This is a genomic window from Novosphingobium taihuense, from assembly GCF_007830315.1.
GTDB lineage: Bacteria > Pseudomonadota > Alphaproteobacteria > Sphingomonadales > Sphingomonadaceae > Novosphingobium > Novosphingobium taihuense.
The window spans coordinates 71,639-94,812 of sequence record NZ_VLKJ01000001.1 but is presented as its reverse complement, the minus strand read 5'-3'; the positions used below and the strand labels follow the sequence as shown (position 1 = coordinate 94,812).

The window sequence follows — 23,174 nt, the reverse complement described above, 5'->3', positions numbered from 1 at the left end:
TGGCATTATTGAGCGTATATGATGCCATATGGAGAACTGCCATGCTGGCTCTGCAACCCGTTGATACTGCCGTTACCGCATTCCGTCCCGATCCGATTACCCAGGTCGAGGCCGCTGCCATGTTCCGGGCGGCCCTCAATCTGTTCGGCAAATGGGAACTGACCGACGAGCAGGCGGCAACCCTGCTCGACATGCCGGTTCGTTCCTATCGGCGCTGGAAAGCGGAAGGCCCCGGGCGCATCTCGCGCGATGGGCGTGCGCGCCTCTCCAACCTCATGGGCATCCATAAGGCGCTCAGGATCATTTTCTCGGAGGCGACCCGCGGCTATGTCTGGATCAGGGCGGCGAACGATGCGTTCGGCGGATCCAGCGCGCTCGAGGTGATGATGGGAGGCGAGCTCACCGACATCATGCGGGTGCGTCGCTATCTCGACGCCGAGCGCGGTGGCTGGTGAGCGGAGCGGCAGATATCCCAGTTTCTCGAGTTGAGTGGAAGGGCGCTGTCAGGATCATCCGCAGTGCTTTTCCACCGATCGACCTGTTCGAGGACATCGCTGATCCAGCTGACTGGCCTCTGTTGATCTCGGCCGAGCAGAAGACCAATCCTCGCATCATGGCGACGATTGGCAATCTCGACCTCGTTCCAGTCGATCGGCGCGTCGGCGGCAACGGCGCCTCCTACCTCATGGCGCCATTCACCCACGTCAGCACCGACCGGCCAAGCCGATTTACCGATGGCAGCTACGGCGTGCTCTATGTTGGCGACCGGTTCGAAACCGCGTTGTTCGAGACGATCCACCATAATGCCCGCTTCATGGCGCGAACGAGGGAGGCGCCCGGCTGGACCTCGCAGTTCCGGGAGATCGTCATGTCGGTCGATGCAGACCTGCATGATCTCCGACCTCAGGCAGGGGAGCCGGTTCCGGCGCTCGATCCCGACAGCTATGCAGCATCTCAGGCGCTCGCGCAGTCCCTCAGGACCGCAGGATCGGACGGGATTGCCTACCCGAGCACCCGGCATACGGGTGGGGAATGCGTTGCGCTCTTCTACCCAGACTGCGCGTCAAGCCCCTTGCAGGGGCGCCACCTCGATTATCACTGGGATGGGGAGCGCGTTGACCTTGTCCGTGATGCCGGCTCAGGGGCTGTTTTCCGGATCGTCGACTTACCCGCCGCTCCTGTCAGACCGCCGAACTGAGTGGCAGGCCGGCAAGATTATCTCTGCACACTCGCTCTGACGAGTTCTTGAACAACTTTGTCTCGCGAAATCAGGGCTTTGTACAGCGGGCCACATGGTGTCTCTGCTACCCGAAGATGACTGCTAACAGCATGCGCTGATCGCTTGCGGAGTCAGTAAACTGGTTTCAATCGGTTCGTCGACGAGGGCGCCCCAGCCAGTCCGCATCTTTGCGGGTTTTGGCTGACTTCTCGCCACGGGCATTTTTACTCTCAACATATTCACGACCCAGCCAATCCTCGGCCTTGCGGCTGGTAGACTTCACATTTCCCGTGGTATCGCGAGTTTCTTTGTACTCGCGGCCCAGCCAATCTTCACGATCACGCGTAAATCCCGTGGTAACACCTTGGCTGCTTTTGTGGCGTCTGCGATCCCGACCGAGCCAATCTTCTTCATCGCGGGACTCGCTGAGCAGGTCGCCTCGGCTGTTGTAGGTGCGAAAAACTCTTCTACCGAGCCAGTCCTCTTCGGTTTTTGTATAGAATGGCTTATGCTTGAAAAGCTCCCGGCACGCATGGCATTTGTTGGGTAGTTCCCAGCCTCTTTCGGCGCACTGAATTTGCGTACCAGTTGAAACTTCGAAATGCTTAGAACAGTGAGTGCAAGTCTCCGATCTGGCACTAAACCGGGACTTACAGCCGTCGCAGAATTTGGGTGGATTTTGCCATGATCTGTGCGCCCGAATTCCGGTTCCGCAGTGGCTACAAGCCACCGTCGTCCAAGTGCAGTCCTTGTGATAATCGGGAATTTTTTTCCAGTCGGCATGATATTTGAGATCTTTGCCACAATGAGCGCAAGGCTTAACTTGCCATTCAGCCTTTCTCTTTTCGATACACTCTCTGTGCGCACTTGGAGGATTGTCCCACCCACGGTGGACACTCATTGATCGCCCGCAGATATCGCACTTCGCATCGTACCAAGCGCAGTCCTTGTGATAGTCTGGCACTTGTTCCCAGTCTTGATGATACTTTAACTCGCGCCCGCAATGGCGGCAGGCTTTGGCATGCCACTTCGCTGCCTGTTCGGCTTTGCATTCTTTGTGCGCAGTTGGCGGATTATCCCAGGCGCGGTGAATTCGCATGGAGCGTCCACAGATGTTGCAATTCGCTTCATACCATGCGCAATCCTTATGGTAGTCGGGTATTTCCTCCCAGTCTTCATGGTACTTCAGTTCGCCGCCGCAGTGGTTGCATGACTTGGCATGCCATTTGGCAGATCTCTCCGCCTTACACTCTTTGTGCGCTGTGGGTGGATTGTCCCAAGCGCGGTGGATTTGCATGGAGCGACCGCAGATATCGCAGTCGCTTTCATACCATGCACATTCTTTGTGATACTCAGGCGGGTCGCTCCAGTCTTCATGGACTGGCAAGTCGTCGCCGCAGTAGCGGCACGCCGTCACTGTCCAGCCAGACATAAGCCCTCCCTGGAAACAACCTCATTCTCTGCCAATATATGGACGCGCGCAGCGTTTTCAAACCCTACGTAGTGCGACGCTTTGAGCAAAAAATTGCTTGAAACGGCCATCACCTAAAGCAGGTCGATAAGACCCATTTCAGCACGCAAGGAAGTTAAGCGACTTATTCCTTTCCCCTGGCCGCTAGATGCTCGCATCACGGAGCGATGGCATCCACGGTCAGAGTGTGTCCAAGATGTGTGCGGACAGTTTCGGCTGCAATCGCCGGTGGAAGATGGCCAATCTGGTTGGCGTGGACTTCGATAGGGTCAACGAAACCGGCTCCCAATAGGACCTCCTCGAGCGATACCCAATCATAGATCATCTTATGGTCGAACATGACGGAGACGCCGAGTCGGCGGCTCCACGTTTTTGCACGCGAGAACCAAGGTTTGGCGTATCCGTATTCGGTGTAGAACGATCGGGGGTCATCGAGGTAAATGCGCGCGATCTTTGTGAAGTCGGGCACTGCAACCCTAAGGACTCCCCTGCTCCGCAGGACGCGAAGGCATTCCGCGAGGAACTGTTCGCACTCGTCGAAAGGGTCGAGGTGTTCTAAGAAGTGGCTCGTATACGCCCAGTCGACACTCGCGTCAGGCAGGGGAATGCCATCACGGAGGTCGACCACTATATTTTTAAGCGCCAGTGAATCCGGCTCAGGTTCCAACTTGTCCAGATTCGTCCAGCCATGGCCAAAGCGAACAGGACCGCATCCAAGGTTTATCTTCATCTGAACCATTCCAAAAGTTTTGGCGGCGGTCCCTCTACCAAAAGCGGGATCTCGACAATCCGGCGCTTGAGTGTGATCAACCACGGCGCGCTTATCATTCCGGCACCCTCCTGTAGTTGTCTGTCCGACGGGACGGGGCGCCGAAAGTCAAATCGCGTCGCGCCAAGGGTCAGGCGTTCTGGCAATTCGGAAAGCGGGCGACGAAACGAAAGCGCCTCGGCACGGTGTTTGAACTGTTCCTCAATGATCAGTATTTTCACGATGTCGAGTAGCGCCACCTCAACTGCCTCCTCACAGGCCGATGCGGCCGCCGAAGCCGCATAGAAGCAACCTTCTGACGCTCTGATTGCGATGACCACGACCGCCTGCGGAGCAAGCTCTTCGGCTGTCCACGACACGAGGATTTCCAGGGGAAATGAGGAAAGGAACTCCTTAACGCCAGACCTCTCCAGATCTGCGGGGAGCAGGCGGTGCACAGTCAGCGCGCCGCCAAGTTCGCACTTGGTGCCCCACAGCCAGAGGTGTCGGCGTTCTACTGCCTCATTGGATGCGGCGCGAACGGCGCTTTCAAGATCAATATGGCATGCGGATGCAGTCCAGCCCTTTTCTGCCCTCAGAGGCCGTACACTTTCGATCACTTTAACGACTGGTGACGTCAGCGTGCCGGAAATGCTTATTGGTGTCGCATTGGCCATTGAACGGGCCGGTGTGGAGAGGGTGAGTCTCTCGATGGCCTCGGAGACCGCCTTCGCCTGAGCGATTTCCGGCACCGGAGAGATCCCAGCTCCCAAGGCAACGATCGGATCTTCACCGTTTTCGAGGATAGCCCGAACGCGACACAAGAATAGTCCGGTGCCGGACGGGAGTTCTCTTAGCAGTTCAATGCGCAGTGTCGATGTCAACACGGCGGTCCAACGTGCGGCGCCAAGGCCATCTCCAAGAAGCCTTGCTTGACCAGCCACGAGACGCAAAACCGGGTGTCCGCCATTGGACCAAGGTGGGCTAGGGACCCGACCGAGTTAGGAGCGGTGCGGAATGCCTCGAGCACAGCCATTAACAGGTCGACCGGCAGCATATCCTTAAGATCCGCGAGCAATGGCAGCACCAAGCCGCCTGCCGCTATTCTCCGACCAGATGGGGTCAGTTGGTAGGGTGCCTCGTCCGAGAAAATCGATGTCGCATAGTGACTGAACGTTGCAAAATAATCAAACGAGGTTTGTATCGACTTCTCTGTTAAAAAGCTCGTTTCCGTGACGTCTTGCCAAGCGATCTCATACTTTTCGATTACTTTCTGCCAGCCGAACTGCTCAACGGCGAGCTTCCTCGCAGCTGTTGCCATTCTTCGACCCAAGTTCGGGGATCCGGCAACTTGGCGGCAGATCCTTAGGACTTCGAACGCGTCAATAGATACACTTTGCGATAGAGCGAGGTGAGACTTTCGGAAGTCCGAGTGCCAACGAAACCTATCCCACACGGCGCTGTTGTTTGAGAAGGTGGTTGGTATGCGATAGCCGGTGAGTTCGTTCACAACAGTCTCTCGGTATCCGTTCCAATCCGAGACGATAGCCGGCAGCCCGCAGGCCATGGCTTCAATTGGCGTGATTCCGAATGTCTCTTGGACGCTGTCGGCGGGCGAAACGAAGAGATCGGCGCAACGCAGGATTTGAACGATTCGATCACGGTCATTCACGACCTTGACCTGGACTATTTCACAGAGTCCAAGCTCGGCAATATACCGCTTGAGCAAGCGCACGTAGCCCTTGGCGCCCCTGTAATCGTCGCCTCCGAGTAGCACGAATCGAAGCTTGCCACCGTCATGCGACGCCGCGCAAGCAAGCAGGAGCGGGATGAGGTCCGCCTTGTCGGACGGCGAGAAGCGAGTGAGTACGACTGCGATGTAAGAATCGGCTGGCAAATTCTCAGCGGCGCGGATTCTAGACCTATCGGCACTGGAGCAGGGAGTGAAGCGGTTGATGTCAACACCCACCGGTATGACTAGTTCTCTGGTCCTGCCGTTCGGTCGTAGGCCTCCGGCCTCAAGCTGCTCGCGTATCGATTGGCTGGCTTGGCGGCTGCACTCGGATGGGTAAACATCGGTGTCATGGGTAGTCTTCTGTACCATAACTTCGAGCGCGTGTTGGCCCATCTGATCTTCGTAGCTGAGCGCAGGGAATACTGAGGTGAAGATCGGGGACGCAATTGAGCCGCGCGCTGGAGCCAATTTGGCGGGTCCCAATCCGACATGGTGAAGTAGCGTGATCTCACCAGCCTGCACGTCTCGCGCCAGAGACGTGGGGCTTCGCCATTCGACGCGTTCAAGGTTTATGGTCGGAGGAAGATCAGTTTCGCTCCAAACGATTATCCTGTCCCAGCTGCTCTGAGTGGAAATAGCCTCTAGCAGCCCAGAAGCGGCCTCGATGACTCCATAGCGGCCGCCTCCGCGACTGGCCGGTGAGAGAAAGCCGAGAGTCCTAGGTCCGTCAGAATAGCGCGCAGGCATAGATCGGGACTTGGTGTGTACGCAGGTTGCAGGCTTCGCACACTTTAGGATGTGATAGGCTCCCTATACACCGGGATCCAATTCCGAGGGCCGTCGCCGCTAGTGTGAGGTTCTGTGCTGCGTGCCCCGCTTCGAGAAGCGCGAAATCCAACCCGCGAGCGCCGTATTTCGGGGAGTTCGTCCTCGTGTCGTACACAAATGTTACTTGCGCACGGGCGTCGCGGACGGTGGCCTGGTCATTGCATAGATCGGCAATTGTCGCTCGTTGACGGGAAACGCCGTCGAGAAAATCGTCGTCTTCGCAATATTTGTATGTTTGAAGCGACGTCGACTCGGCTAAGTGCACGAATAGCTGTAGGCTCCGCAAGCCGCCGGCTGCGGGAGCCGGTCTTCTGTCTTTAGTCTTGAAACCTGACCATGGTCCGTAGGCATGGCGAAGCAAGGTCCGCAGACTTTGTTCGTCAAATGCGACGGACGCTTGGCGATCAGCCGAGGATCGTGCGAGCAGCAAATCCGTTAGCCCGCCTGCCAAATTGTCTGGTGGGCCGAGCGCCTCGCCTTCGGGCGGGTCGAGCGCTGAGGTGAAAGCAGATTGCGAGTAAGGTCGCCGATGACGCGCAGAGAACGCAGCGACCGTGTCAGACTCACTTTCGAACCGAGCAAGAAATCCCCTTTCTAGCATCAGTCCGAGGAGTTCGGAGGCATCCTGTCGCAGTCCGTCTCGGATACTTTCAAACCGGTCCTGCCTGACGGGCGTACGCAGGCATTCGAGCAAGGCTTTCAACCACGTGGGAGGCGAGTTGATCTCCACCGCCATTCCGCATCTCGCGACGCGAAGCGTCATTGACGATTCGGTTAGCGCGACATCAGTTTCAAGACAGAGATAGGAGTGCGGCGACCCTCATCTCCCCACCATTGCACGCGCCTTAAGCACCGAGTCAACCGTTTGAGCAATTCCTGGCCATGGCCAGTTCGCCCTCGCTGTCGTCGTAAATCTCTACGAATTCTACCTTCAACGGTGCATCTTGATTGCTCGTATCGGCGTTGGTCTCGATGGCTTCGGCATGAAAATCAACCTGCATGGTTCTTCTCCTTGCGCTCCAAGAGCGGCAGGCAGGTTATACGGCCAAAATGAAATTGCAATCGATCTCTTAATGGGACCGTGTTTTGATGGGAAGCCTTGCATAGCATCGAAGGCGCCAGACGCATGATGACAGTCTTCGAGGCATCGATCAGTTAACGGCAGATTTTGGCCTTCAGGCAGGTTCGCCGGCACAGCTATGGCCACGATGTCCGCCATCCTGATCGTCGCTCGTGAAAGGAACCGTGTCGGATTGTCCAACGCCTTAGTCATTCGTCCTCAACCGGGGCTGTCGGGCGAATTGCTGCGAACGGATCAGAGGGGAGTGGGCTTTGCCCTAATTGAGCCATCAGGGCGTCGATGGTCGATGCGCCGGGCTCACAATCAGGAGTGCTGTCCCATGATCAAATCGATCCCGCTGAACAAGCTCGTTCAATCTCCTCGCAATGTCCGCCGTCACAGTGATCCGGCAGCAGATGCTGAGCTTAAGGCCAGCATTGCAGCCCATGGGCTGCTGCAGAACCTCATTGTTCGGCCTGCCGCAAAGGGCAAGTTCGAGGTCGAAGCCGGCGAGCGCCGCCGCCGCGCGATGCTTGCGCTCGCGGACGACAAGATCCTCGCGCGTGATCACGAAGTCACGTGCCTCGTGCTCGAGAACAGTGCTGAAGCGGCGGTCGAGACCAGTCTCGCGGAGAACTTCCACCGCCTCGCCATGAACCCAGCCGATGAAGCCCAGGCCTTTGCCGCGCTCGTGGTAGGCGGTGCGACCGTCGAAGATGTTGCGCGCCGCTTTGGCCTGACGGTGCGTTTCGTCGAGGGGCGTCTGCGTCTCGCGACTCTTGCGCCCGTCGTGTTTGAGGCACTGGCCTCAGGCCAGATCACTCTCGACATCGCCAAAGCCTTCGGCGCGACCTCTGACCAGGACATCCAGGCCCGCGTCTTCGAGCAGGTTTCCTCAGCCTACTATGCGCCCAATCCCGACAGCATCCGGCGCATGGTCCTCTCCGGGACCGTCCGGGGCAGCGATCCGCGCGCCCGCCTTGTCGGTCGCGACGCCTACATCGCTGCCGGCGGCCAGATCGAGCGCGAACTGTTCGACGACGACGACAGCGAATCCTGGGTCGATGTCGCCTTGCTCGAAAGCCTCGCCGCCACGAAAATGGAAGCGCAGGCCAAAGCTCTCGCCACCGAGCAGGGGCTCGCCTGGGTCAAGCCAACGCTTGATCCCTATGCCAGCCACGATCTGGTCGAGGGGCTGGTCCGGCTTCCCGCCGAACCGGCGCCGCTCACCGAAGCCGAATTGGCGAGGCTCGACGAACTCGATGCCTCCTATGACGAGCATGCGGCGATCCTCGAGGATGAGGACAGTGCCGAGGAAGCCGTGGCGGCAGCCGAAGCGGCTATCGAGGCCATTGAACGCGAATGCCAGGAAATCCGGGCCCGCCCGCCGGTGATCGCGCCGGAACTGAAGGCCGAAGCGGGCATGGTTTTGGTGCTTTCGCGTGACGGCACGCCGGTTCTCCAGCCGGTTTTCTACGGCGAGCGTCAGGCTGAACCCGTCGAAGCCGACGATGGGATCGAAGTCGTTGCTGGCGAGGAAGGTTCTGACAAGCGCCGGACCACCTTGTCCAAGCGTCTGGTCGACGAGCTCGCGATGCAGCGCCGCGATGTTTTGGCCCTGCACGTTGCATCCGACCCCGGGCTGGCGCTCGACATCATGGTCTTCACGCTCGCCGATGCCGACACCCACGACTGGCGGGCGCGGTCTGCCTCCACGCTGCGTGCACCTGTTCCGGCCGGCCCGATCATCGGCTTCGAAGCCAAGGATGCGCCTGCGAGCAGCGCGCTTGCCGAACTCAGGTCCAGTCTCGACGAAAGCTGGCGCACTGGAGATGATGCGACGTCCCGCTTCGATCTGTTTCGGGCGCTGCCCGATGAAAGCCGCGCCGCCTGGCTCGGCTATGTTGTAGCCCGGTCCCTTGAGGCGAGCCTCAACATGGCCGGTGAGCGCCAGCTGCCATTTCAGGATCATCTCGGCAGCCTGATCGGCATCGACATGGCGCAGTGGTGGCGGCCGACGGCGGCCAACTACTTTGACCGGGTATCGAAGCAGGTGATCCTTGACGCGCTGACCGATGTCGGCGGTCTCGAGCTTTCCTCGCGCTTTGCCTCGGTCAAGAAGGGTGACCTCGCGATGAGCGCCGAACGCGTCTTCGCTGGTACCTACATCACCGAAGTTCAAGTGCGCGATAAGGCTCTGACCTGGGTGCCTGAGGTCATGCGCTTCACTTCCGCTGCGCCAGAGGCTGGCCAGCCGGAGATTGACGCAGCTGACGCTGAGCCTGGTGTCGACGGCGAAATTCATACCCCCCGCGAGCTGGCCGCCTGACCTCCTCCTGACAGGCAAGGCCACTCGTACCTCGAGAAGCGGTCCTTCGGCTCACGCCGGAGGGCCGCTTCCTTTTTGGGAGAAGAGCAGAGGGGGCTCGGGACCCTGTGGCACTGACCGGCGAACCCGTCGCCGATTGTCCAGATGCCGCAATCAGGAGAACCATCATGGCCTATCGCAAGGAGCAGGGCGGCGGCCTGTCGCCCGCCACCCGTATTACCCAGGAAATCATCGCCCGTCTGGAAGCTGGCACAAAGCCGTGGATCAAGCCGTGGCGCGGTGTCCCGGTCTCCCAGCCCTTGCGGGCCTGCGGGATCCCGTACCGCGGCATGAATGTCTTCTGGCTCTGGATGGTCGCCGACATGTGCGGATACGCCTCGCCATTCTGGATGACCTACAACCAGGCAAAATCGCTCGGAGCCCAAGTCCGCAAGGGCGAGAAGTCGACCATCGCGATCTTCTACAAGAGCTACACCAAAGAGGTGGAAGCCCCCGATACCGGCGAAAAGACCGACGAGGCCCGCCGGGTACTGAAGGCCTATCCGGTCTTCAATGCCGACCAGGTCGAGGGTCTGCCCGAGCGCTTTCATCCGGCCGCAACGCTGGAACTGATCGAGCCGGAAGGCCGCGAGGCTGACCTCGACGCCTTCTTCGCCGCCATCCCCGTCAACCTGCGCCATCAGGGCTGCGAGGCCTATTACGAGCCGACTGCGGATCGCGTGACGATGCCGCCGGTCAGCCTGTTTGGCGGTTTCGATCACTATTACGCCACGCTTGCCCACGAGCTATCGCACTGGACCGGCCATGCCAGCCGCTTGGGACGGGATCTCAAGAACCGTTTCGGAACGGCAGCCTATGCCGCCGAGGAACTTGTCGCCTTATCTGGACAGTCTGCACCGTGCCTGACGCACCATCGAACGGTATGTTCTTGGCACAACGCAGGGGGCCATCAGGCCGGATGAAGCGCTATCCATAAGCTGGCGTAGTCCGGCCTGATGGCCACCGTCCCGCAGCCGCGCAACGTGCGCGATCTGGAGTCGGGAGGGGGTCCGGGGGAGGGACTGGCAAGCTGTGGATACTTCAGACACGTCGATCGTCATTCATGAACGCCGGGCGGCGGATGGCTTGGATTCCTACGTCCCGGTGATCCTGCGAGGTGGAGAGATCTACGATCCAGACCTCGACCGCTACTTTCTTGATCTGCCGTTGAGCGGGGCGCGGTCTCGCCATTCGCTACGCGCCCACGGCTATGATGTCCTGGTCTGGGTTCGCTTCCTCGCCTCAGTCTGTGGCAAGTCTGTCTGGCAAGCCGATACCGATGATGTCAGTGCTTATCATCGGGCACGTCGGCGTAGTGACGCTGAGTTCCGGGTTTCGACGTCGACGTGGAACCGGGCGATTGCCTCGCTCGACAAGCTTTATCGATGGGCCGAGCGGGAGGGCCTGATCGAGCGCACCCCATTTACCCACCGTCAGGTCTGGCGAAGTTCGCACGGAGGGCGTCGAGCGGCCGTCACGGGCCGCAACGACGCCTATGAACGCGCGGCCCGTCGGTCAGATGTCCGCTTCATCGATCTCACCGATTACCACGCCTTTCGCGAGGTTGGCCTGCGCGGCCTGACCGTAGAGGGAACAGAGCGTCCTGGAGCACGTGACCGCAATGGCGCGCGCAACGCGCTGTTCGCCGATCTGTTGGTCACCACTGGCCTGCGCCTGGAAGAGGCATCTCACCTGCTCACTGCCGAGATTCCGGTTGGCGGCGCCCGCGCGGAACGGCAGCGGCGGGTCGAACTTCCGGCGGCACTTACCAAGGGGGATAGGGGGCGTGGCATATTGCTGCCGCGCCGTTTGTTGCCGATGTTTGACGCCTATATCGCCGTGGAGCGAGCCGCAGCCGTCGCCAAGTTCGCAAGGCGCCGTGGCTGGGAAGCCATTGACCGCCCGATCTTCATACACCGCCCCTCATTCAGGCTGCGCGCATTGCAGCTGGTTGGCGGTGGCACGATGGATATGGAGGTCGTCACACCGGATGAACGCGCAAGGCTTGTAATTTGCGCCGACGATGGAACGCCTGGCGAAGCGGCGGTGCTCTGGCTGACCGAGGTCGGGCATCCGGTGCTCCCCAACTCGTGGGAAGCGATCTTCGCGCGGGCGAGCCGCCGTTGCACGGATGCCGGCATCCCGGTCCGGGTCAGCCCCCATCAACTCAGGCATTCCTTTGCGGTCCACATGCTGGCGATGCTGATCCAGCGCCGCCTTGCCGAGGCGGCGGCACCGGTGGGTGCCATGGAAGGGTATCGCCAGTTGGTCGGCGATCCGCTTCAACAGGTTCAGCGATTGCTTGGCCATTCAAGCCTCGCCACGACCTCGATCTATCTCGATCACCTCGCCACGCGTGCCGATACCGTCGATGCGGCGGTCGAAGAGCTGTTGGCACTCGTACCGGACTATCTTCCATCATGACCGCTGCTCCACGCAAAGGGCGCAAGGTCAGTTTCGAGGCCGCCGCGACTGCGCCCGAGGCCGATCCATGGTCGCAGATCAGCACGCTGCGCTTCATGATCGATCCGCCATACGGCGGCGAGTTGCTCGTGGATTTCACCAGCTTGCGGCCACGAGGCCTGGCTCTCGCCTTTGCACGGGGCCTGTTCATGCTGGTTGCCCCGCGCGGCCCCATTTTGGTGCGTTCGTCGATCAAGACATACGTGACGCAGTTACCGAGCTTCTTTGCCTATCTTGCCGGGACAGGCGACCGGATCAACGGGCCGGCAGACCTTCGCACCGACCATATCGACGGGTTCGAGAGGTGGCTCGCCGCGCAGGGCAAGTCGCGGACACACGCGCCGACCTATGTCGCCAAGGTCGTCTCGGTCCTTCGCCGCATTGCGGCCGATGGTCCCGAGCTTGTCGATCCTGGCTTGCGGGAACGGCTGCGCTACGTCAGCTCGCACCCCCACGTTCGCCCCCGTCCACGCGATGCCTACAGTCCGTATGTCGCTCGCCAACTCCGCGATGCGGCCCGCGCCGATCTTGTTGCGATCGAGGCGCGCTTGCGGTCGGGGCCGCGTTTCGATGAGGTGCCGGAGACAGAAGGTGCTTACCGCGAAGCCCACGCTGCGATCGACGCGCGCGGTGTGCTGCACTACCGTGACCCCGCATATCAGAGCCTGTATAAGCTGCGGTGGATTCGCGAACTGAGCGGCGCAAGGTTCAACCTGAGCCTCCATGCTGCCCACTACCTTACTGCACACGACGTCGTGCCGCTTCTCGTTCTGCTCTCGCTGGAGACGGGGCTCGAGCTGGAGTGTTGCAAGTCGCTCACCATCGATTGTTTGCGCAATGCTTCGGGCGGTACCGTCGATGTCGCCTATACCAAGCTTCGCGCCCACGGCGCCGAGCACAAGACCATCCGGGTCCGTGATGGCGGCTCATCGACACCGGGCGGCCTGATCCGGCGGATCATCGCACTCTCCGCCAAGGCCAGGGTGCATAATTCCAGCGACAACCTCTGGGTCTATTATCAGACCAACGAGATCACCGCTGGTATCCGCCAACCGCGCATGACGATCGACGCCTGGACGCAGCGTCACGGCATTGTCGATGACGCCGGTCGACCGCTATTCCTGCGCCTCTCGCAGCTACGCAAGACGCACAAGGCCTTGTGGTACCTTAAGACCGAAGGGCACATGGCCCGCTTCGCCGTCGGCCATACCGCCGAGATCGCGGCACGGCACTACGCCGATATTCCGGCACTCAGACCGCTGCACGAGCAGGCCGTGGCGGATGCCCTCGAAGAAGCGCTGACCGGTCCAAGGATACTTCCTCCCTCGGACGAGGAGCGGCTGCGCAGGGAGTTGGCGAGCCCCGCTCCGGATGTTGAAGGCGTCTCGCGCGCACTTCTCGACGGCGAACAGGACGTCTGGCTTGCCAACTGCGGTAACTTCTATTCCAGTCCCTTTGCATCTGCCGGTACCGCGTGCCCCACGCCGTTCTGGGGTTGCCTCGATTGTCGCAACGCGGTCATCACCGCGCGCAAGCTGCCCGCCATCCTCGCGTTCCTCACCTTCGTCGATGATCAGCGAGCCGGTTTGAGCGCGGCCGAGTGGGCAGCCAAGTTCGGCCATGCCCGTGACCGCATTGTTCAGCAGATCCTGCCCGCCTTCGGCGACGACGTCGTGGCAAAGGCCCGGGCGCAGGTCGCGGTCGAACCTCCCACGGTCTATCTGCCACCCGAGGCCCGCGCATGACCCCTCTCCAGCTGCTCGCCGACAGCTGCAATGAACGTGACGCCCTCCCGGTGCTCATCTCCGCACCGCTCCGCCCTGGGGTCGATCGCGCGCATATCTCGCGATACGGCGATCCGGTCTGGGATCTGGCTCCCGGCGTGTTTCGCGACAACGCCCGGCGCTGCCATATCACGGTACATTTCGATGGTATCGACGACCCATCCATCGCCGATGCCCTGCGCCAGATTCTTCATGCGCGTCTCAATGTCGATCTACCCGGGCACCGTTCACGGCTTGAGCCGGCGGGGGTGCGCGGTGAGGCCAACCGGACCTTGCGCTTTTTCGACTTCGTGAAGGCTCAGCTGGGTCGTTTCGATCTCGGCCGGGTCGATCAGTCGTTGGCTGATCGCTACGCCCGCTCTTTGCGCCTTGCCGGACTGCGTCCGGTTGCGGCGGCAGCGCTGCTGCGGATAATCTTCGACCTGCATGAGTTGCGGCACCATCTGCCGACTGCGCGCCTGTCCTTTGAACCGTGGCCGGGGCGCAGCCCTTTCTCGGTTGCGGGAGCAAAGTACGTCGCCGGAGAGAACCGGACGCCGCGCATTCCGGAAGCGATCATCACCCCGCTGCTCGCCTGGTCGCTGCGCTACGTGACCTGCTATGCAGATGACATCCTCGCCGCGCGGGCGGAACTCGACCGCCTCGAAGCAACGCGCAACTGTCTGATCACCGCTGAGGAAGGGCTTGATCCCGCTGCTCGCCGTTTTCGGCAACGCCAACGCCTCATCGCCTATGTGGCAGCTTTGCAGCGACAAGGTCGCGGGATTCCGATCTGGACCACCCCACACAACGGCACAACGCGGACAGATCCGCACACCGGGGAAGTCACGCCGCCCATCAACTACCACCTGATCCACCTCCATGCCGGCATCGACGCGCAGGCCGAACCGGCCATGCACCTTGGCCTGACCACCGGCGCGCCGGACCTCATCGCCGCCGCCGTAGCAGAACTCGGCACCGAGATTGGCGGGATGGATACGGCCATTTCGGCCGATCCCGATACCGGCCTGCTCTGGCGTACCCGCTTCGATGCCAAGGTCCTGGCTCTCGAAGAGGTCATGCTGCAGTCGGCAGCCTACGTCGTCTGCGCCTACCTCTCAGGCATGCGGGACAGCGAGATCCAGGCGATGAAGCAGGGATGCCTGTCCATCACCAGATCAGAAGACGGTGCGATCTTGCGGCATGGCATCAAGTCCACCGCTTACAAGGGCAAGCGCGGCGGCGGCGAGGAGACCGAGTGGGTCACGATCGCGCCGGTCGCCGAAGCCATCGCTGTCCTCGAACGCCTGTCCGCGCGGGCGGGGCAAGCGCGCGGGACAACGACTTTGTGGCCGGTCCTCGCGCTTCGGGCCAACACCAAGACGCACATTTCTGCCGAGATCGTCCGGCAACTCAACCGGTTTCGCGATCATCTCAACGACCGGTTCGGAACGGCTGAGGCACCGATCATTCCTGCCGGACCCAATGGCGCGCCCTGGCGGCTGACCACACGCCAGTTTCGCCGGACCATTGCCTGGCACATCGCCAACCGGCCCTTTGGGACGATTGCCGGCATGATCCAGTACAAGCACGCCAGCGTTGCGGCGTTTGAAGGCTATGCCGGCAGCAGCCGGTCCGGATTTCGCGGAGAGATCGAAGCCCAGCGCGCGCTTGGCCAGATCGACGATATCCTCGTCTACTTCGACGAGCGGCAAGGTGGTGCGCGCCTTGGCGGACCTGCCGCGAACAGGATCGGAGCCGCACTCGATACTGTTGGCCACGAGTTGGCGCCGCTACCTGCCATGATTGCCGACCGGCCCCGCCTGCGCACGATGCTCGGCAGTCTCGCGCGGACATTGCATGTCGGCCCGCTGGCCGATTGCTTCTTTGATCCGGCAACTGCCCTGTGCCTCAACCGCATTTCGGAACCGGGTGCCACCGGACCAATGATCGCCATGTGCGAGCCGGTCCGCTGCCCCAATGCCTGTATTGTCGAACGGCATCGCCCGGCCTGGCAGTGCGGAGCTGACGAGGCGCGGCTGTTGCTGCGCGAGAAGCGGCTTCCAGAACCGCAACGGGTGACGCTTCAGGCCGAGGTGGCAAGGATCGAGAGGATCCTGTCGCAGATCGGTCCCGAAGCGAAGTAAGGCTGATAATCCCCCGCAAGCGTCCAGGGGAAGCCGTCCTGGTCTTGCGGCGTCGACATTCCAGCTGGCGGCCGCAGCCAGCGTGAAGGCTACAGATTGGCGGACATGGTGGCCAGAAGTCGCTTGAACACGGCAACTTCATCGCCCGATATGCCGGCGAGCAACCGTTCATAGACCACATCGGCTTCCGCTCTGAGCGCGGGCAGGATGCCGATCGCCTTAGGACGCAGGTGCAAGGTCCACACCCGCCGATTGCCTTCCACAGCCCGGCGCTCGACGTAATCCGCCTTTTCGAGTTGGTCGATGACGTGACCGACGCTGGCGCGTTCCAGTTCGAGGCATTTGGCCAGCTCGGTCTGGGTCAGACCGGGCGTGCGGAAGATATAGGCGAGAGCGCGCCATTGGGTTCGGGTCAGCCCGAACTTCGCGGTCGAGGAATCGAACACGCGGCGCAGCTTGCGCGGAACCTCCTCAACCAGGAACACCAGCCCATCGGCCTCGGTGAGGTAGCTCTGCTGGTCGGACGTGTTCGCCATGCCACAGCTCATAGCTTCCGATTGACCAAAAGGACAGCCTTTACTGTAAGGCATCATACAGTAAGATAAAAGCATGTCGAATCCGCCCGTCACGCTCTCCGGCCATTCCGGCCATGCTATCGCCGCCCTGATCGAAGGCCCTGAGCAGGGTATGCCGGTGCTGCTCGCCCACGGCGGCGGGCAGACCAAGCGGGCGTGGAAGCGGGTGACGGCGATGCTGGCCGACTGCGGCTTTCGCGCTATCGCGCTCGATTTGCGCGGTCATGGCGACAGCGCTTGGGCCGATGACGGAGCCTATGACATTGTCGATTTCGCGGGCGACCTGATCGCGATTGCCGGGTCGCTCGACCGCAAGCCCGCACTGATCGGGGCGTCGTTAGGCGGACTTGCCGGGATCATGGCCGAAGGCGAGGTCGCTCCCGGCAGCTTCGCCTCGCTGACCTTGGTGGACATCACACCGCAAATGGAGGCGGGCGGTGTTACGCGCGTAGTCGGGTTCATGGCTGCCCATGCCCGCGAAGGCTTTGCCTCGCCCGAGGAAGCGGCGCGCGTGATCTCCGAGTATCTCCCCCATCGTCCAAGCCGCAAGGCGTCGTCCGGCCTCGCCCACTATCTGCGGCAGAAGGGCGACGGGCGCTATTACTGGCATTGGGACCCGGCATTCATCGACGGCATCATGCGGCGCCATGCCGAGCGCGGCGACAGCAGCGACTTTGGGCGCACAGAATTGGGCGAAGCCGCATCGCGGCTTGCGCTTCCGGTCCACCTGATCAGGGGCGGATCGAGCGATCTGGTGTCACCGGAAGCCGTGGCGCATTTCCGCGCGCTCGTGCCGCATGCCGCTTACAGTGACATCGCCGATGCGACGCATATGGTGGTCGGCGACCAGAACGATGCCTTTGGCGACGCGATCCTCGATTTCCTTGTCCGCACGCACGGAAAGGCGGTCGCGGCATGAACGATCCGGCAGCAAGCATGGACCTCGACCAGCTCCGTTCGATGTTGCTCATTGCGCCGTTCCACCAATGGCTGGGGCTGGATATCGCCGAACTGACAGACGACGCGCTGATCCTTGAAATGCCGTGGCGCGACGAGATCGTCTCCAACCCGATGATCGGATCGGCGCATGGCGGCATCCTCTCGGCGCTGATCGACCTGACCGGGCTTTACACGATCAACGCGCTCGGCGGATCGGCGCGCGCCACCGCCGATATGCGGGTCGATTTCCATCGCCCTGCGACCTCAGGTCCGCTGCGCGCGATTGGGCGGGTGGTCAAGCTGGGCAAGCAGATCAGTGTCGCGGAGACCCGCATCGAGGATGCCGAAGGGCGATTGCTGGCCAGCGGGCGGGGTGCCTATGTCGGCTAGGTTCCGAATCTACGGCGGCGCAGCGTTGGTGCTGGCTCTGGCCGCGTGCGTCCCGGTTTCCCATCCCGGAGCACGGCCCGCGTTGCGCACTGCCGAGACGACCGAGGCGGGGCAGACCCTCGCCGCGCGCGGCAACACGGCCTGGCCGCCGGACCAATGGTGGCGCTTGGCGGGCGATCCGCAACTGACCGCGCTGATCGAGGAAGGCCTCGCCAATTCACCGCAGGTCGCGGTGGCGGTGGCGCGGGTCAGGCGCGCGGAAGCCGAGGCGCAGCGGGTCGGGGCCGCACGGCTCCCCTCGATTGGGGCCGAGGCCGAAGGCGGCCTGCGCCGCCAGAGCGGCAACAACGGCATTCCCGCGCAGTTTCTGCCCGATGGCTGGAAGGATTACGGGCAAACTTCGCTGAGCTTCGGCTTCGACCTCGACCTGTGGGGGCGCAACCGGGCGGCCCTTGCGGCAGCGACTTCGGATGCCCGAGCGGCGGCGGTCGATGCGGCGCAGGCCCGCCTGGTGCTGTCGGTTGCGATAACCGCCGCTTATGCCGAACTCGGTCGCCATTATCGCGAGCGCGACAACGCCGCAGCCATGCTCGCCAACCGCCAGGCGATGCGCGACATTGTCGCCCAGCGCCAGCGCAACGGGCTCGACAACCTCGCCAGTCTGCGCCGCGCCGATGCCGAGGTCGCCGGAGCAGAGCAGGATCTAGCCGCAGTTGACGAGAACATCGGCATCCGGCGCAATCAGCTGGCCGCGCTCCTGGGTGCTGGCCCCGATCGGGGGCAGTCGATCACCCGTCCGCCACTGGCGCCTTCAACGCCCGGCGGGGTTCCCGCTGGTGTCACCACCGACCTGCTCGGCCGGCGTCCCGATATCGTCGCCGCGCGCGAGCGGGTCGAAGCGGCGGCAAGCCGGGTCAAGGTCGCGCGGGCCGGGTTCTTTCCCTCGATCAACCTCAGGGCGCTGATTGGCCTGCAGGCCCTGGGTCTCGGCAATCTTGTCGATTCCGGCTCGCTGTTTGGAAGCGTCGGCCCGGCAATCAGTCTGCCGATCTTTCAGGGCGGCGCGCTCAAGGCGCAATATGGCAGCGCCGAGGCAGCCTATGACGAGGCCGTCGCAAACTACAACCAGACTGTGGTCACCGCCTACCAGCAAGTTGCCGACGCGGTGACCCAACGCGACGCGGCGGACAAGCGGCTTCGCGCGGCCCGCACCGCACTGGCCGCCAACGAAGATGCACTCGGTCTGGTGCGCACACGCTACGAGGCCGGGCTTGCCAGCTATCTCGACGTGCTCGCGAGCGAACGCGGCGTGCAGGACCTTCGCCTCGCCGTTATCGGCCTTGAGACATATCAGCGCGGCGCGACGCTGGCGTTGATCCGCGCGCTGGGCGGCGGGTTCGACGCGGCCACTACCCAACCATCAGGACAGACCGACCAATGAGCGATACCGCGACACAAGCTGCCGAAGTCGATCCGGAACTGTCCGCCTTTCGCAAGACCCGCCGGACGATGTGGCTCAAGCGCCTGGCCATCGCGCTGGCAATCGCGGCGCTTGCCTGGGGTGCGTGGTATGTGCTGGTCGCTCGCAACTATGTCAGCACCGACAACGCCTATGTGAACGCGCGTATGGCGCAGGTCACCCCGCTGATTGCAGGATCGGCCATCGAGGTGCTCGTCGAAGATACGCAGCAGGTGAAGGCCGGGGACGTCCTGGTCAGGCTCGATCACGCCAACGCCAGGATCGCCGTCGCGCAGGCCGAGGCCGATCTTGCCGCTGCTCGCCGCAAATTCGGCCAGACCGTTGCGACCAACAGCGCGCTATCGGCCCAGATCGATACCTCAAGCGCCGGTCTCGTCCAGGCCCAGGCGCGGCTTCGCACCGCGCAGGCGGAATTCGAAAAGGCAAGGATCGATTTGCAGCGCCGGGAGGCAGTCATTGCCAGCGGCGCGATCTCGGGCGAGGAACTGACACAGGCGCGCAAAGCCTATTCCGCGGCAAGTTCTGCGCTCGAAGCAGCACGTGGCGGCATCTCGGAAGTCGCTTCAGCCCGCCGGGTTGCGCAAGGGCAACTCGCGGCCAACGATGCCCTGGTGCGCGGCTCCAGCGTGGACACCGATCCAGCGGTTCAGGCGGCCAGGGCCCGGCTTGACGCGGCCTTGCTCGATCTCCAGCGTACCGAGATCCGAGCACCGGTCTCCGGGGTGGTGAGCCGCCTGCAAATCCAGGTCGGCCAGCGCCTGAGCCCCGGCCAGACGATCATGACCATCGTTCCGATCGACAAGCTCTACGTCGATGCTAACTTCAAAGAAGTTCAACTGGGGCGCGTTCGCCCCGGCATGGCTGTGACCCTCAAGTCCGATCTCTACGGCGGCGATGTCGTCTATCACGGCAAGGTCACCGGCCTCGCCGGCGGGACCGGCTCGTCGATGGCGATCATTCCCGCGCAGAACGCGACCGGGAACTGGATCAAGACCGTTCAGCGCCTGCCGGTGCGGATCGAACTCGATCCTGCCGAACTGCGTCAGCACCCTTTGCGCGTCGGGCTGTCGGTGGAAGTCGAGATCGATGTCTCGGGCCAGTGACCTGCAATGAGCGAACCCTCACCCCCAAGCGCGGGGATCTCCCCGTCGCGGCAAATGGTCGCAGGCCTGGTGCTGGCTTTGGCCAATTTCATGGTCATCCTCGACCTGACCATCGCCAACGTCTCGATTCCGCACGTCGCGGGCAATCTCGGTATCACGCTCGAACAAGGCGCCTGGATCATCACCTCCTATGCGGTCGCCGAGGCGATCTGCGTCCCCTTGACCGGATGGATCGCCGGTCGCTTCGGGTCGGTGCGCACCTTCCTGTTCAGCATGGTCGGGTTTGGCATCTGCTCCTTTCTCTGCGGCATTTCGGTGACCTTGGGCATGCTCGTGGCAAGCCGGATCGGTCAGGGAATCTTCGGCGCTTTCTTGATGCCGATGTCGCAAACCCTGCTGCTCAGCGTGTTCCCGCCCGAGAAGCGCAATATGGCGATGGGACTATGGGCTGTTACACTGCTGATGGGACCTGCTCTTGGCCCGATGATCGGCGGCTATCTCACCGAAAATTATTCCTGGCATTGGATATTCCTGATCAACATCCCTGTTGCAATTTTGTGCATCGTCGTAGGATTTTCTCTGCTCAGGCCGATCGAGACCGAGCGGCAGATACTACCCATCGACTTTGTCGGCCTCGCCTTGCTGATACTCTGGGTCGGCTGCCTGCAACTGGTGCTCGACCTTGGTCGCAACCACGACTGGTTTGCCGACCCGATGATCGTGGCGCTGTCGATTGCATCATGTGTCGGCTTCGTTGTGTTCGTGATCTGGGAGTTGGGCGAGGATCACCCGATCGTCGATCTTCGAGTCCTCAGGCACCGGGGGTTCAGCGTTGCCCTAACGGTGCTGTCGCTCGCCTTCGCAGGATACTTTGCGGGATTTGTCATTGTTCCCCAATGGCAGCAGGCCTGGCTCGGATTTCCGGCGACCGCCGCCGGTCTGTCCTCATCGTTTTCGGCCATGGGCGGACTGATCACCGCGCCGCTTGTGGCCTATCTGATGAGCCGTCACGACCCGCGCCTCCTCGTTTCAGGCGGCGTTGCCTGGATCGCAGCGATGGCCCTTCTGCGCACGACCTGGACGACGGATTCGGACTTCTGGACCCTCAGTCTGCCGCAGTTCGTTCAGGGACTCGGCGTCACCTTCATGATGCTCCCGCTCATGACCTTGACGCTCAACACGGTTGATGAGAACGAGGTGGCATCGGCTGCCGGCCTTCAAAGCTTCATGCGCACGATTGCGACCGCCGTGGCGACCTCGATCACACTTTCCTACTGGGGTGATACCCAGCGCCTCGCGCGTAGCGACGCGGTCGCAGTCCTGCAGCCGGAAGCGGCGCAGGCAAGCCTTGCGGGACTCGGCTTCCCGCCTGACCAGGTGCGGCAGGTGCTCAGCAATATGGTTGACCTGGAAGCGACAACCATGGCGCTCATCCACACTTTTTGGGCGACCACCGCAATCCTTATCTTTGCCGCGTGTCTTATCTGGCTTGCCCCGCGGCCCGCGAAGACTGGCGGGATGCCGATCGGGCATTGACGCGCCGCCATTCATGAGCGCTGGTTCATCCAAGCAGCATTCGCCCCGCCTCAGGCGGGGCGGGAGAGGTAGAGGAGGCGTGTAGCGGGTGACGGGCTGAAGGAGCGGAAGAGAGTTTCCCTCCGCCCGCCATGGAGACCCGCCATGTCCCGATCCCACCCTGCGACGCCGCGAGCCGACGTCTATTCGCGCATCACCACCGAGATTGTCTCTGCCATCGAAGCCGGTGCCGGCGACTGGCGCATGCCTTGGCACCATGATGGCGCTGCCACGACGAGGCCGCAGAACGTCACCTCCCGCCGTCGCTATCGCGGTGTCAATGTGCTGGCGCTCTGGATTGCCGCTGAAGCCAGCAGCTATTCCAGTGGTCTTTGGGGGACCTATCGCCAGTGGGCAGCTCTTGGCGGACAGGTCCGCAAGGGTGAGCGCGGAACCACCGTCGTGTTCTGGAAGCAGGCCGCATCGCGCGCCGATGACGATCATGACGACGGCGAAGCCGGCCCCGGCCGCATGTTCGCCCGGGCCTTCACCGTGTTCAACCTCGCACAGGTCGAGGGCTATGAGCCCGCTCCTGTCGCGGTATTGCCCGAGAGCGAGCGGTTCGAACATGCCGAGGCATTCGTCGCGGCTCTGAAGATTCCGATCACCGAAGGCGCCTACGATGCGCACTACCGGATCGATCTTGATCACATCTTCATGCCGATCTTTGCCTCGTTTCGGGATCCATCGGCGCAGATGGGCACCCTTCTGCACGAAGCCGGCCACGCTACGGGCGCAAAGCACAGGCTCGACCGCAATTTTGCCGAGAGGTTCAAGCGCGACAGTCTGGCGATCGAGGAGATCTGCGCCGAACTGACAGCTTCGTTCGTGCTCGCCGACCTCGGGATCGCCCACCATCCGCGCGCCGATCATGCCGCATACGTGGCATCGTGGTTGCGCGTGCTGAAGGACGACCCTCGCGCCATCTTCACCGCCGCCAGCAAGGCACAGGCCGCAGCCGACTGGATGCACGCCCAGCAACCCCAGCCCGAGGAGCTGGCGGCATGACGCGCGTCCGGAAAATTGGCGTCGGAAGTCAGATTGGGGCTGGACTGTCAGGATATGTAGCCGAACTTTCGAGCGCCATGCTCGGCGCCGAGCTGGGGCTGCCGGTCACGCACCTCGACAGCCACGCAAGCTATATCGAGCATTGGCTCAAGCTTCTGAAAGACGATGACCGCGCCATCCTGACCGCTGCAGCCAAGGCCGAAGAAGCCGCGAGCCTGCTGCTGAAGCTCGGCGGCAGGGTCACCCTCGCGCAGTTCGACGACGCGTCAGACGACGCTGCGCTCGCGGCCTGAGGGAGGATA

General features: G+C 62.1%; 21 protein-coding genes. 14 read left to right on the top strand and 7 right to left on the bottom strand.

Annotated features, from left to right (window positions below; translation table 11 throughout):
* Nucleotides 1-41 precede the first annotated feature (41 nt).
* A complete protein-coding gene (locus IQ25_RS00465; protein WP_144901180.1) occupies nucleotides 42-455 on the top strand; it encodes an MbcA/ParS/Xre antitoxin family protein in 414 nt (137 codons plus the stop codon).
* The gene (locus tag IQ25_RS00460; RefSeq protein WP_144901178.1) at nucleotides 452-1,198 is read left to right on the top strand and encodes an RES family NAD+ phosphorylase; all 747 of its coding nucleotides are present in this window, start codon (nucleotides 452-454) and stop codon (nucleotides 1,196-1,198) included. Before IQ25_RS00465 ends, IQ25_RS00460 begins: the two co-directional genes overlap by 4 nt.
* Nucleotides 1,199-1,364: 166 nt before the next feature.
* Here IQ25_RS00460 and IQ25_RS00455 read toward each other — a convergent pair whose 3' ends face one another.
* The 6 genes from IQ25_RS00455 to IQ25_RS20970 form a co-directional block, all read right to left on the bottom strand.
* Nucleotides 1,365-2,651: a hypothetical protein gene (locus IQ25_RS00455; RefSeq protein ID WP_144901176.1), complete on the bottom strand. Its 1,287-nt coding sequence runs from the start codon at nucleotides 2,649-2,651 to the stop codon at nucleotides 1,365-1,367.
* Between the two features lie 196 nt (nucleotides 2,652-2,847).
* Complete coding sequence (locus IQ25_RS00450) at nucleotides 2,848-3,420, bottom strand: class I SAM-dependent methyltransferase (protein ID WP_158637639.1); 573 nt, start codon at nucleotides 3,418-3,420, stop codon at nucleotides 2,848-2,850.
* Nucleotides 3,417-4,322 (bottom strand): hypothetical protein, encoded by a 906-nt coding sequence (locus tag IQ25_RS00445; protein WP_144901172.1) that lies wholly within the window; start codon nucleotides 4,320-4,322, stop codon nucleotides 3,417-3,419. The genes IQ25_RS00450 and IQ25_RS00445 overlap by 4 nt, the downstream gene beginning before the upstream one ends.
* A complete protein-coding gene (locus IQ25_RS00440) occupies nucleotides 4,319-5,407 on the bottom strand; it encodes a glycosyltransferase (protein ID WP_158637638.1) in 1,089 nt (362 codons plus the stop codon). Before IQ25_RS00440 ends, IQ25_RS00445 begins: the two co-directional genes overlap by 4 nt.
* Nucleotides 5,408-5,900: 493 nt before the next feature.
* Nucleotides 5,901-6,602, bottom strand: coding sequence for a SagB/ThcOx family dehydrogenase (locus tag IQ25_RS21455; protein ID WP_407070582.1), 702 nt, complete (start codon nucleotides 6,600-6,602; stop codon nucleotides 5,901-5,903).
* 256 nt (nucleotides 6,603-6,858) lie between these two features.
* The gene (locus IQ25_RS20970; protein WP_158637636.1) at nucleotides 6,859-7,002 is read right to left on the bottom strand and encodes a hypothetical protein; all 144 of its coding nucleotides are present in this window, start codon (nucleotides 7,000-7,002) and stop codon (nucleotides 6,859-6,861) included.
* A gap of 399 nt (nucleotides 7,003-7,401) precedes the next feature.
* Here IQ25_RS20970 and IQ25_RS00430 point away from each other — a divergent pair, with 399 nt between their 5' ends.
* The 5 genes from IQ25_RS00430 to IQ25_RS00410 all read left to right on the top strand — a co-directional run bounded on the left by IQ25_RS00430 (nucleotide 7,402) and on the right by IQ25_RS00410 (nucleotide 15,802).
* Entirely contained in the window at nucleotides 7,402-9,390 is a 1,989-nt protein-coding gene (locus IQ25_RS00430) for a ParB/RepB/Spo0J family partition protein (RefSeq protein WP_144901166.1), read from the top strand.
* Between the two features lie 167 nt (nucleotides 9,391-9,557).
* On the top strand, nucleotides 9,558-10,352 hold the full coding sequence (locus tag IQ25_RS00425) for an ArdC family protein (RefSeq protein ID WP_246415411.1): 795 nt from the start codon (nucleotides 9,558-9,560) through the stop codon (nucleotides 10,350-10,352).
* 109 nt (nucleotides 10,353-10,461) lie between these two features.
* On the top strand, nucleotides 10,462-11,853 hold the full coding sequence (locus IQ25_RS00420) for a tyrosine-type recombinase/integrase (protein ID WP_073974081.1): 1,392 nt from the start codon (nucleotides 10,462-10,464) through the stop codon (nucleotides 11,851-11,853).
* Nucleotides 11,850-13,637, top strand: coding sequence for a hypothetical protein (locus IQ25_RS00415; protein ID WP_073974080.1), 1,788 nt, complete (start codon nucleotides 11,850-11,852; stop codon nucleotides 13,635-13,637). Before IQ25_RS00420 ends, IQ25_RS00415 begins: the two co-directional genes overlap by 4 nt.
* Nucleotides 13,634-15,802 carry a site-specific integrase gene (locus IQ25_RS00410; protein ID WP_073974079.1) on the top strand — a complete coding sequence of 723 codons (2,169 nt, stop codon included), beginning with the start codon at nucleotides 13,634-13,636 and terminating at the stop codon, nucleotides 15,800-15,802. The genes IQ25_RS00415 and IQ25_RS00410 overlap by 4 nt, the downstream gene beginning before the upstream one ends.
* A gap of 89 nt (nucleotides 15,803-15,891) precedes the next feature.
* Here IQ25_RS00410 and IQ25_RS00405 read toward each other — a convergent pair whose 3' ends face one another.
* The gene (locus IQ25_RS00405) at nucleotides 15,892-16,338 is read right to left on the bottom strand and encodes a MarR family winged helix-turn-helix transcriptional regulator (protein ID WP_073974078.1); all 447 of its coding nucleotides are present in this window, start codon (nucleotides 16,336-16,338) and stop codon (nucleotides 15,892-15,894) included.
* 73 nt (nucleotides 16,339-16,411) lie between these two features.
* Between IQ25_RS00405 and IQ25_RS00400 the strand changes: the two genes are divergently transcribed.
* The 7 genes from IQ25_RS00400 to IQ25_RS00370 all read left to right on the top strand — a co-directional run bounded on the left by IQ25_RS00400 (nucleotide 16,412) and on the right by IQ25_RS00370 (nucleotide 23,165).
* The gene (locus tag IQ25_RS00400) at nucleotides 16,412-17,296 is read left to right on the top strand and encodes an alpha/beta fold hydrolase (protein WP_073974077.1); all 885 of its coding nucleotides are present in this window, start codon (nucleotides 16,412-16,414) and stop codon (nucleotides 17,294-17,296) included.
* Entirely contained in the window at nucleotides 17,293-17,706 is a 414-nt protein-coding gene (locus IQ25_RS00395; RefSeq protein ID WP_073974076.1) for a hotdog fold thioesterase, read from the top strand. Before IQ25_RS00400 ends, IQ25_RS00395 begins: the two co-directional genes overlap by 4 nt.
* Nucleotides 17,696-19,147, top strand: coding sequence for an efflux transporter outer membrane subunit (locus IQ25_RS00390; protein WP_073974075.1), 1,452 nt, complete (start codon nucleotides 17,696-17,698; stop codon nucleotides 19,145-19,147). Before IQ25_RS00395 ends, IQ25_RS00390 begins: the two co-directional genes overlap by 11 nt.
* Nucleotides 19,144-20,289 (top strand): EmrA/EmrK family multidrug efflux transporter periplasmic adaptor subunit, encoded by a 1,146-nt coding sequence (locus IQ25_RS00385; RefSeq protein ID WP_073974074.1) that lies wholly within the window; start codon nucleotides 19,144-19,146, stop codon nucleotides 20,287-20,289. Before IQ25_RS00390 ends, IQ25_RS00385 begins: the two co-directional genes overlap by 4 nt.
* A gap of 6 nt (nucleotides 20,290-20,295) precedes the next feature.
* On the top strand, nucleotides 20,296-21,825 hold the full coding sequence (locus IQ25_RS00380) for a DHA2 family efflux MFS transporter permease subunit (protein ID WP_073974073.1): 1,530 nt from the start codon (nucleotides 20,296-20,298) through the stop codon (nucleotides 21,823-21,825).
* 144 nt (nucleotides 21,826-21,969) lie between these two features.
* On the top strand, nucleotides 21,970-22,872 hold the full coding sequence (locus IQ25_RS00375; RefSeq protein WP_079731419.1) for an ArdC family protein: 903 nt from the start codon (nucleotides 21,970-21,972) through the stop codon (nucleotides 22,870-22,872).
* Nucleotides 22,869-23,165: a zincin-like metallopeptidase domain-containing protein gene (locus IQ25_RS00370; RefSeq protein ID WP_144901164.1), complete on the top strand. Its 297-nt coding sequence runs from the start codon at nucleotides 22,869-22,871 to the stop codon at nucleotides 23,163-23,165. The genes IQ25_RS00375 and IQ25_RS00370 overlap by 4 nt, the downstream gene beginning before the upstream one ends.
* Nucleotides 23,166-23,174: the final 9 nt, after the last annotated feature.

Excerpts from the sequence above, each read along its gene's own strand:
- IQ25_RS00450 (WP_158637639.1), bottom strand. The coding sequence starts at position 3,420 with ATGAAGATAAACCTTGGATGCGGTCCTGTTCGCTTTGGCCATGGCTGG.
- IQ25_RS00390 (WP_073974075.1), top strand. The coding sequence starts at position 17,696 with ATGTCGGCTAGGTTCCGAATCTACGGCGGCGCAGCGTTGGTGCTGGCT.
- IQ25_RS00400 (WP_073974077.1), top strand. The coding sequence starts at position 16,412 with ATGTCGAATCCGCCCGTCACGCTCTCCGGCCATTCCGGCCATGCTATC.
- IQ25_RS00465 (WP_144901180.1), top strand. The coding sequence starts at position 42 with ATGCTGGCTCTGCAACCCGTTGATACTGCCGTTACCGCATTCCGTCCC.
- IQ25_RS21455 (WP_407070582.1), bottom strand. The coding sequence starts at position 6,602 with ATGCTAGAAAGGGGATTTCTTGCTCGGTTCGAAAGTGAGTCTGACACG.
- IQ25_RS00430 (WP_144901166.1), top strand. The coding sequence starts at position 7,402 with ATGATCAAATCGATCCCGCTGAACAAGCTCGTTCAATCTCCTCGCAAT.
- IQ25_RS00395 (WP_073974076.1), top strand. The coding sequence starts at position 17,293 with ATGAACGATCCGGCAGCAAGCATGGACCTCGACCAGCTCCGTTCGATG.
- IQ25_RS00425 (WP_246415411.1), top strand. The coding sequence starts at position 9,558 with ATGGCCTATCGCAAGGAGCAGGGCGGCGGCCTGTCGCCCGCCACCCGT.
- IQ25_RS00375 (WP_079731419.1), top strand. The coding sequence starts at position 21,970 with ATGTCCCGATCCCACCCTGCGACGCCGCGAGCCGACGTCTATTCGCGC.
- IQ25_RS00455 (WP_144901176.1), bottom strand. The coding sequence starts at position 2,651 with ATGTCTGGCTGGACAGTGACGGCGTGCCGCTACTGCGGCGACGACTTG.
- IQ25_RS00410 (WP_073974079.1), top strand. The coding sequence starts at position 13,634 with ATGACCCCTCTCCAGCTGCTCGCCGACAGCTGCAATGAACGTGACGCC.
- IQ25_RS00385 (WP_073974074.1), top strand. The coding sequence starts at position 19,144 with ATGAGCGATACCGCGACACAAGCTGCCGAAGTCGATCCGGAACTGTCC.
- IQ25_RS00380 (WP_073974073.1), top strand. The coding sequence starts at position 20,296 with ATGAGCGAACCCTCACCCCCAAGCGCGGGGATCTCCCCGTCGCGGCAA.
- IQ25_RS00370 (WP_144901164.1), top strand. The coding sequence starts at position 22,869 with ATGACGCGCGTCCGGAAAATTGGCGTCGGAAGTCAGATTGGGGCTGGA.
- IQ25_RS00405 (WP_073974078.1), bottom strand. The coding sequence starts at position 16,338 with ATGGCGAACACGTCCGACCAGCAGAGCTACCTCACCGAGGCCGATGGG.
- IQ25_RS20970 (WP_158637636.1), bottom strand. The coding sequence starts at position 7,002 with ATGCAGGTTGATTTTCATGCCGAAGCCATCGAGACCAACGCCGATACG.
- IQ25_RS00415 (WP_073974080.1), top strand. The coding sequence starts at position 11,850 with ATGACCGCTGCTCCACGCAAAGGGCGCAAGGTCAGTTTCGAGGCCGCC.